We start from the raw sequence: 8,916 nt of genomic DNA, 5'->3' as shown, positions 1-8,916 counted from the left end.
TCTGCTCATCTTCTTCCATCACAAGGTGTCCACCTATTTTGGTGGACACCTCATGCATCAGAGCACTCAACAGCAAAAGGTGCGGGGAAATTCGCGCTTACGATCGATCGATTTGGGCGGGATGCGGACGGTTTCGCTGATCGCGACGTGCAAGCCTCTTTCCAGCTGTTCCTTGTTGGCAACCGACCCAAAAGGGACAGCAAACGCGATGAAGCGGTTCTCCGCCTGGCGGGGATCGCGGCTGAATGTCGGTGATGAACCGCGCGTGCAGACAATCACATCGCGCGAACACAGATGAACGTCACTCTCCGGTGTCCTGAGTTCGACACCCTGGATCGTCTTCCCGCTGTCGACAAGAAACTGCGTTACCTCGCTGTTATAGCTCAGAACCACGCCACGTCTTTTGGCCGCGCACACGAGCGCCTGCGGGTACTTCAGGGCATCCCGACTCGTTCTCAACCGTGTATGTCGCTCCCACGACTGGTCGCGTTGCGCTCGAATGCGGGTTCAATTTCGACCAACCGATCGACGCCGATAACCTCTCGGTTGCAACAGTGCCGCACATCAGCTCTGCAACCTTTGCTGCCACCTCGAACTCCTTGCGATCGTGGTAGAAAGGGATGATGCCCTGCTGCCTCTGGTCATACTCCAGGTCGCTCAATCCAGAGCCACTGGGTCAAGTCGAAACATGGCCGAAAGAGCAGACATGCGTTCCCGCCGGTAAGCCATTTAAGGACCTTCAGCGGCGCCGAGGGGTTCGCCCACGGCTCTGCATGGCCCCGAGACCTGACCGCCGTTTTTGCGAAGCTTGTTTCGAGGCCGGCGGCTGGTTGGCGATCGACAAGGCATACCGACAAGCCATTTCGGGCAGCTCAATAGGCAGTGTTCACGCCGACAACACCAGCACCGAGAACCGCGAGATCGAATGACAGAGGCATGGGACATACTCCTTAGGGCAGCGGCCTCGCCGAGACCACTGCGCGCGCATGCCCCTCCGTCACGAACCTGAGAGTTTCGCCGCCGTTGTGCACGGCTTGCTCTTTCCCGGGGCACACTTCGGAGCGTTGCAATCTCGCGGTTCGGGTGCCTGAGAGTCTCCGGGGCGGTTGCTCTTTCGGCGCCGGGCGAGTTGGTCTCTCCCGCGATGACCTTTGACGCAGCGTCGGCTGGCGCTCTAGATCGCACAGTTCCCACGGCGAGAAAGTTTAATCCAAAGCTGGACGTACAATAGGCGCTTCAAAACGCGGCCCCGGTGTGACGGCTTCAGCGCAACCAGCCGAAAGCTACACCGTGATGCGCGACTCGAACTTGACACGATCGAGCGCAATCATGCTCTGGAATTTTCGCACATTGGGGTTGGTATAGAGCTTTCTCTTGACGAAATCCTCGACGTCCTCAACGGCCACGATTAGCACAAATCGGCGTCGCCCGTAACCATGTAGCACTGGGTAACCTCCTTGGCCGCGCGCATCGCGCGCTTAAAATCGTCGACAAGGTCAAGACGCTCTCGGTCTAGCTCTACCGTAAGGACAACGGTGAGCAATTTGCCAATGGCCTTCGGATCGACCAGCGAGATTCCGCAACGATCACTCGATCCGAACGCAGCTTATTCACTCGACGCATGCATGAGGCGGCTGAGGAACCGAGAAGTTCCGCCAGTTCAGCAAAGGAGAGTCGGTTATTCTTTTGTAGGGCTGTAAGAATTCTTCGAAGCATCTCGGAGGTGTAGACCTGACCCGAATGAGACGTTAGCGAATGCGGACGCGGCGTTTTGCAATTCGCGAGATTTTGCCGGGTGAGGACCGCACCCTACTGTCACGGAATGCCTGCTCATTCTAGGTAAACTCTCTTATTATTTTACCGCCTCTAGACTCGGTTAGCTCCAAGGAGTGCTAATATGCGCCTTATTCCGCATCACAGTGGAGGTCTCAAATGAAAAAGTTCTTGGCAATAGCGGGCTTGATCGCGTTCTCACTCCCGGCGATGGCGCAAGACACGCCAACGAGGGTTACTCCTGATGCACTCGCGTGGAAGGAGAACCCGGCCTTCCCCAAAGGCGTACAGATCGCAACTCTCGTGGGCGACCCGACGAAAGCAGGGGACGTGGTTGTCTTACGGATCAAGTTTCCCCTAAATTTCAATGCCGCCGCATACTCACCCCTATTCCGAGGTTGTGACCGTCATCAGCGGCAATATCGGGACTAGCCACGGCGAAACGCTTGAGAAGAAAGGCGAGTTGTTAAAGCCGGGCTCCTTGTGGGTATATCCGGCAAAGCACCCTCACTTTGCTTGGACCGGAAATGAGGAGGGTATTCTCCAAGTTCAGTTCGTCGGGCCTGGGGGCATCGATTACATCAACCCAGCGGACGATCCGCGCAAGAAATAATCGTAGCCCGGATCGGCATTGAATTGTCGCCCCAAAAGGTACTCTCCACTGCCGAATGATGGAATAAACACGGGCTCGCTGCGGTGCATGAGTCCGGAGTTGGCACAAATTTGTCGTTCCGGCGCTCGGCGGGAACGACGTTTTTCTTTGCCCAGAGCGGACCAAACGACCCCGGTACCAAGCGTTAGATTTACCACTAGGTCGTCCATCGCGATGCCAGCCATGTTAGGAACCTTCACAATCGCAAAGGGTTGCGCAACATTTATTGCAATTTTGCCCGAAAAGTGAAACAGAAATAGGTAACGGGCCTTGCAGGTTTGAAAAAAACGTCGGGCTTCTGGATCCAAACTAGGCAGGTCCCGCGTAGATCCAACAGGCTGACGATATTTCAAACCGCACCGCTTTGTGCGGTCGGTGCTTCAAAAACCGATGTATTTTGATGCAAACCTGCCTTCCCCATGCTCCATATTTCGGGAGGCGACTCTCGTCGAGACCAATTTGGGTGGCGTATGGCCGCGACATTTTCAGCACTTCCTTTAACCGGCGTTCCATTCCCGCGATCAGAGCGCGGACGGCGGCAGAAGCAGGTAAGTGAGGTGATGACGCGCCGGATTTCTACGCCCTGTTGGTCGCGCCCGGCCGGCATCTCCGGTATCGAATACCATGGGTTCGGGGCACGTCGCACCGTTTCCGTTGATGCTTATGTACTGCTGGATCGAGGCGGAACGGCGTCGAAGATCCGTTTTGCAAAAGATAGGCAACGCCACCTCTGGGAACGAAGAATGATTGATTTGCTCAGCGATACCGTAACCCTTCCCACCCAAGAGATGCGGCGGGCGATGTTCAACGCGGAGGTAGGTGACGCCGGTTACGGTGAAGACCCGACGTTAAACCGGCTGGAAGCGTTGGCGGCGGAAATGCTCGGGAAGGAAGACGCCGCTTTCCTATCGAGCGGATGCCAGGGGAACCTTGCTGCGTTGCTCGCGCATTGTCCCCGAGGCCACGAGGTGATCGTCGGCGATCACTCCGATCTCTACGACTTCGAAGCCGGCAGCGTTTCGGTGGTGGGAGGTCTCGTCCTGCACCCTGTGCCGACGGAAACCGACGGACGGCTGTCGCTGAATAACCTGCGCTCGGCGATCCGCGACAAGTGCGATTACCAATGCGCGCCCCCAGGGGTCATCGTGCTGGAGAATCCGCACTGTCAACGTGGCGGGCGTGTCCTGCCTACGTCCTATATCAAGGAAGTACGCGAGCTTGCCGACGAGCACGGCCTACCACTACATCTCGACGGCGCCCGCATCTTCAATGCGGCAATAGCGTCGAAGAAGACCGCGGCGGAGATAGCGAAGGACTTCGACTCGATCATGTTCAGCCTGTCGAAAGGACTCGCCGCTCCATTCGGTTCCATGGTGTGCGGAACTCGGCGCTTCATCGACCGGGTAAGGCGCTATCGGAAGCTCTTGGGAGGCGGCCTTCGTCAAGCCGGCTTCATGGCCAGTGCAGGTATCGTGGCGCTTCAAACCATGGTGGACCGACTGATCGAGGACCACCGTCGTGCGCAGTTGCTAGCGGAGAAGATCCGTGACATTCCCGGCATTCGCCTCGATTCCCCAGTCATCGATACGAACATGGTGTTCTTCCGCCTTGAACGGGACGGTCTGTCGGTCGCAGACTTCCTGGCGGCGCTGTCGCAGCGGGGAGTGCGGATGGGAACGCTCCGCGATGGCGTCGTTCGCGCCGTGCTCCACTATTTAGTCACCGATGACGATGTCGATGCGACCGCAGTCGCCATTCGATCGGTTCTGCAGGCGGAGCCACAATGACCGGGCACAAGGGCTTCATCGAGGTCTGCGCAGCCCAAAAATGGCGGGACTCTCGCCCGCGACCTGACGTACCTGGAAATGCGGCGAGAACGGAACCAGAGCAATTGGGAAGGATAGAAATGTATGGGTTGGCGAATCAGTCGCCGTGCGTCGTGGGACGATCACATCGTGCACCTCACCGGAGTCTTCGCCCCCGATACGACGAGTCCATCTTGCAGCAGCAGCCTGCTAGCTAAACATCTCCCTGTATCCTCTGGCTTCTCACTTTTATTACAAGCAAAGACATGACCCCTTCTGAAACATTGAACGCAGTTTTCGAACATATCGATAACAATCGCACCAGCCTTCTCGACCGTCTGATCGATTACGTCCGGCATCCGAGCATCAGTGCAGAGAATGTCGGTATCGCCGAAGTTGGCGCGCTGCTGGTCGAGATGCTCACCGGCATTGGGCTTGAGACCAGCCTGGTGCCGACTGAAGGGCACCCGATGGTGGTCGCGCGCTGGCAGAAGGCGCCGGGTAAACCGACGGTACTGCTCTACGGCCATTACGACGTGCAGCCGCCTGACCCGATCGAAAAGTGGCTCTCGCCGCCGTTTGAACCCACCATACGAGATGGTCGGCTTTTTGCCCGGGGTGCGGGCGACAACAAGGGTCAGCATTTCGCACAGATCCTGGCAATTGAGTCCCACCTCAAGGTGCATGGCGCGCTGCCGTGCAACGTCATCTTGCTATTGGAAGGTGAAGAGGAGATTGGCAGCCCGCACATTGCCGATTTCGTGCGGACCAACAGGGATATCCTAAAGGCGCATCTTGCCGTCACTGCCGACGGTCCGCGTCATGCGAGCGGCGCACCCATGATCAAGTTCGGATCGCGTGGCGAGTTGTCCTTTGAGCTCCGTTGTCGCCATGCTAGCCGGGATCTGCATTCGGGCAACTTCGGTGGCGTCGTGCCCAATCCAATCTGGACGTTGGTGCACCTGCTTAGCACCATGAAGAATCCCCACGGTGAAATCACTATTGACGGCTTCCACGATCATATTGAGCCCCCGTCGAAGGAGGATTTGGCTGCGGTCGAGCGCCTGCCGCTCGACATTGCGGCATTGATGCGTGATCTCGATCTTGCGCGACTGGACGCGCCGGAGGAAAGGGCATTCTACGAGCGTCTCTGCTTCCGGCCCACACTGACGATCAACGGCTTTCATGGCGGCTATGGCGGGCCTGGAAGCAAGACGGTCCTGCCCAGCGAAGCCGTCGTGAAATGTGACATAAGGCTCGTGGACGCGCAGGATCCTCAAGACATCCTTCGCAAGGTAGCTGCCCATGTGGAGAAACACGCGCCTGATGTGGAGTTCGTGGCGCAGGGGAGCATGTGCCCCTCAAAGACGCCCGTTGCCTCCTCTTTCACCGCGCCGCTGCGCCGTGCTTTCGTCGCTGCGCAAGGGGAGGAGCCTTTGCTGGTCCCCGCCGGCTTCGGCAGCCTGCCTTGCTATGTCTTCACCAAGATCCTCGGGATACCTGCCTTTCAAACGCCATACGCGAACCCTGATGAAGCAAACCATGCGCCGAATGAAAATTTGACGCTCAACTGCTTCTACAGCGGGATTCGTACAGGCGCCGCGTTATTATATGAGCTTGGTCAATTGTAGCTTTCCTGAGCGCGAGGAAAGCGAATGCACTCCGCCTTTAAGTCAGACAGCCAAACCGAATACGACGGGAGCCGCGGACCACACATGGCGACAAAAATTATCGAGAACCAATGGATTCAACTGCCGGATGGGCGCAGATTGGCGGCCAGGATTTGGCTTCCGGCCGGCGTGCGACCTGGCCCCGCGATTCTGGAATATCTGCCCTACCGCAAGCGCGATGGGACCGTCCCGCGCGATGAGACCACGCATCCCGTATTTGCGGTAGCCGGCTACGCCTGCGTACGTGTCGACATCACCGGAACGGGTGACAGTGAAGGGCTGTTCGATGATGAATACTCCGAGCAGGAGTTGAGTGATGGCGAGGCGGTTCTGGCTTGGATCGCAGCGCAGGAATGGTGCGACGGCAATGTCGGAATGATCGGTACTTCGTGGGGTGGATTCAACGGTTTGCAGCTGGCCTACCGCCGTCCGCCCTCGCTGAAGGCGGTGGTCAGCGTGGACTCGACCGTCGATCGATACGCCGATGACATCCACTTCATGGGCGGCTGCTTGCTTAGCGACAATGTCAACTGGGGAAGCCAGTTGTTTGCCTTTCTGACGCGCCCGGCGGATCCCGAACTGCGTGAGGATTGGCGTGCGGACTGGATCGCGCGGATTGAAAACGCGCCCTTTTGTGCCGTCGAGTGGCTACGTCATCCCACGCGGGATGACTACTGGAAACACGGTTCGGTTTGCGAGGATTGGTCCCGCATACGGACCCCAGTTTTGGCAATTTCCGGCTGGACGGATGCCTATGTCAATGCGCCGCCCGCGCTGGCAGCAAACCTTCGGGTTCCGTCCAAAGCGTTGATCGGCCCTTGGGAGCATCGCTATCCCCATATGTCGAAGCTGGACCCGCGAGATTTTCATTCGGAGGTAATTCGTTGGTTCGACCGATGGCTGAAGGGAAAACAGAATGGCGCGGACGACCTGCCCGCTTATCGCGTTTACATGCAGGAGCATTTCGACCCGACCAAGGAGTACCGCCCCCGGTTAGGAAGTTGGGTGGCCGAACAGAACTGGCCCTCGCCCAACGTGGGCAACCGAATTCTCTACTTGGGTGCGGGCGGGCTGCAGGATGGTCCCGCCGCTGGAACCGTTACCGTGTCCAGCCCCGCGCACGTCGGTCAGGCTGGTGGCTACTTCTGCCCCGGTATGAGAATCGACAACGAACTGGCCGAGGATCAGACCCCCGACGATATCCTGTCGACCCGCTTTGACACTGCACCGTTAGCCGAGCCGATGGAGCTGCTTGGTCGTCCTAAGGTGAAGTTTGCCTTTTCGGTGGACAGACCAGTGGCTCAGATCGTGGCACGCCTGTGCGACGTCTCGCCCGAGGGTGTTTCGCAGCGCGTCACCTATCGGGCGCTGAACCTGACCCATTTTGCCAGCCACGAGATGCCCCACGCCCTGGTGCCCGGGCAGGCGTACGAAGCCGAGATAGAGCTGAACGAATGCGCTCATCGGCTGAAAGCGGGTCATCTGCTGAGGCTCGCGCTGTCGACCTCCTACTGGCCGATAGTTTGGCCCGCGCCTGAGACGGCGGCGATCACGCTTCACCTGGAGAAGAGCACGCTTGACCTGCCAATTAGAAAAGTGACCGAAGAGGTCCCGCCATTGAATCCCGGTTTGGCCCAGGAGTATCCGACACTACAAGTCGAACTGCTGCGTCCGACCAGCGGCACCTCCAAGCGGCGGGTGCTGGAGGACGGCAGAATCGTGCTAGATACATTCGACGACTTCGGCCAGAAGCGCCTGTATCACGGTCTTGTCTTAGGGCACGATGTTCGGATGCACTATGGCATCCATCCGGATGATCCAGCTTCGGCCCGATTCGAAAGTCAGTGGCATTTCACCTTCAAACGTGAAGAGTGGCAGGTCGCGATCAAGACTGAACACAGCATGAGCTGTGATTCCGAATATTTCTATCTGTCCCGCAAGGTGCGCGCGACGGAGGGCGCGGAAGAAAACGAGGTCCTAACAAGAGAATGGTCCGAGCGCGTTCCGCGCGGGCTTCTCTGATCCATGGGGGACATCGTGAAAAGCAAACAAAGCCCCATTTAGGCCACCACGCTTGGCGCAGCGGCACCTTCGCCAATCGGGGTGGTATCTTCCGGCGTTTCGATGAGCTCCTGTGTCATGAAGAAGCCCCGCCTGCGCATCAAGCATGTGGGGCGGGGGGCTTCCGGCATCGTCGATGCTTGGCCAATTAGCCGATATTCTGTATGTCCTGCAATACAATGCCGTGCTCCAAAACGTGCGCGTTGTATTCGACCGTCGGGGTTAGTCGAAACATAAGAAGATCACTGGTTTAGGACCATCGCCTGGCGTCTTTGTTTGACTGTGACGAGGCGCATCGGGCGAAACAGGCCTCGGCTATCCCCCTCCGCCTTGGCCGCATCCCTGCAAAGCCGACACGCACCCGTTGGGCGTTTCGGTAAGTTTTGCCTCGGCCAGACGGGAATTGTGGCAATCACGTTTCATCGTTTCATCACTAGTCATCTGAATCTAAAGTTCATGGCATAAGGACTGTTCCGCCTTCTGGCAGAAACGTTTGACGGAGGCGAGAATGTCGTCTGCGGACTTGGTCCATCGATATGGCTTGGGGTTTTCGTTGTGGCGCTGGATGAAGGCGCGAATATCGGCCTCAAGCTGGCTGGTGGAGGTATGGACACCGCGGCGTTGTTGCTTGCGGGTTAGTTCGGCAAACTACCGTTCGTGGTTGATCCAGGATGCCGATGTCGGTGTGAAGTGCACATGATAGTGCTGCCGCCGCGCCAGCCTGTAGCACTTGCCGATGACGAAGCCCGAGGCAACGTCGAGGGCAGCAAACAACGACGTCGTGCCATGACGAACGTAGGAATGGGTCCGGCGCTCCGGCATGCCAGGCATCATCGGCAGGACAGGCTGCTCGGATGCGGGCGTCGCTGCAGCTACGCTGGCCATGGCCGTTGTCGAGCGCTTTCCTGAAATAGCCGGCCCGCGTTCTGTCTGGACCACAGGCCGCATCACGCTG

Annotated in this window: 6 protein-coding genes, 3 pseudogenes and 1 riboswitch; of the genes and pseudogenes, 4 read left to right on the top strand and 5 right to left on the bottom strand. The window is 58.1% G+C overall.

Going from position 1 to position 8,916, the window contains the following annotated elements; genetic code table 11:
* Positions 1-102 precede the first annotated feature (102 nt).
* The 3 genes and pseudogenes from NKI25_RS35780 to NKI25_RS35765 form a co-directional block, all read right to left on the bottom strand.
* A pseudogene (locus NKI25_RS35780) lies at positions 103-276 on the bottom strand (branched-chain amino acid transferase); the annotation flags it as partial.
* Between the two features lie 789 nt (positions 277-1,065).
* Positions 1,066-1,152: riboswitch (glycine riboswitch) on the bottom strand.
* A 131-nt stretch (positions 1,153-1,283) separates the two neighbouring features.
* Positions 1,284-1,543, bottom strand: a pseudogene (locus tag NKI25_RS36690) (Lrp/AsnC ligand binding domain-containing protein).
* Entirely contained in the window at positions 1,519-1,716 is a 198-nt protein-coding gene (locus NKI25_RS35765; protein ID WP_353000862.1) for an Lrp/AsnC family transcriptional regulator, read from the bottom strand. Before NKI25_RS35765 ends, NKI25_RS36690 begins: the two are co-directional and overlap by 25 nt.
* A gap of 424 nt (positions 1,717-2,140) precedes the next feature.
* Here NKI25_RS35765 and NKI25_RS35760 point away from each other — a divergent pair, with 424 nt between their 5' ends.
* The gene (locus NKI25_RS35760; RefSeq protein ID WP_353000860.1) at positions 2,141-2,386 is read left to right on the top strand and encodes a cupin domain-containing protein; all 246 of its coding nucleotides are present in this window, start codon (positions 2,141-2,143) and stop codon (positions 2,384-2,386) included.
* Here NKI25_RS35760 and NKI25_RS35755 read toward each other — a convergent pair.
* Positions 2,350-2,733 carry a hypothetical protein gene (locus tag NKI25_RS35755; protein WP_353000867.1) on the bottom strand — a complete coding sequence of 128 codons (384 nt, stop codon included), beginning with the start codon at positions 2,731-2,733 and terminating at the stop codon, positions 2,350-2,352. The two genes, NKI25_RS35760 and NKI25_RS35755, sit on opposite strands and share 37 nt — an antisense overlap.
* Before the next feature lie 252 nt (positions 2,734-2,985).
* Here NKI25_RS35755 and NKI25_RS35750 point away from each other — a divergent pair, with 252 nt between their 5' ends.
* From NKI25_RS35750 to NKI25_RS35740, 3 genes are all read left to right on the top strand, one after another.
* Positions 2,986-4,212, top strand: coding sequence for a GntG family PLP-dependent aldolase (locus NKI25_RS35750; protein WP_353000858.1), 1,227 nt, complete (start codon positions 2,986-2,988; stop codon positions 4,210-4,212).
* Between the two features lie 284 nt (positions 4,213-4,496).
* On the top strand, positions 4,497-5,861 hold the full coding sequence (locus NKI25_RS35745; RefSeq protein WP_353000856.1) for a M20/M25/M40 family metallo-hydrolase: 1,365 nt from the start codon (positions 4,497-4,499) through the stop codon (positions 5,859-5,861).
* Between the two features lie 84 nt (positions 5,862-5,945).
* Positions 5,946-7,922 (top strand): CocE/NonD family hydrolase, encoded by a 1,977-nt coding sequence (locus tag NKI25_RS35740; protein ID WP_353000854.1) that lies wholly within the window; start codon positions 5,946-5,948, stop codon positions 7,920-7,922.
* A gap of 486 nt (positions 7,923-8,408) precedes the next feature.
* On the opposite strand, the pseudogene NKI25_RS35735 reads toward NKI25_RS35740, so the two are convergent.
* Positions 8,409-8,813, bottom strand: a pseudogene (locus NKI25_RS35735) (IS630 family transposase); the annotation flags it as partial.
* Positions 8,814-8,916: the final 103 nt, after the last annotated feature.

Source organism: Mesorhizobium sp. M0808 (assembly GCF_040320025.1).
Lineage (GTDB): Bacteria > Pseudomonadota > Alphaproteobacteria > Rhizobiales > Rhizobiaceae > Mesorhizobium.
This window is presented reverse-complemented; position numbering and strand designations above follow the sequence as displayed.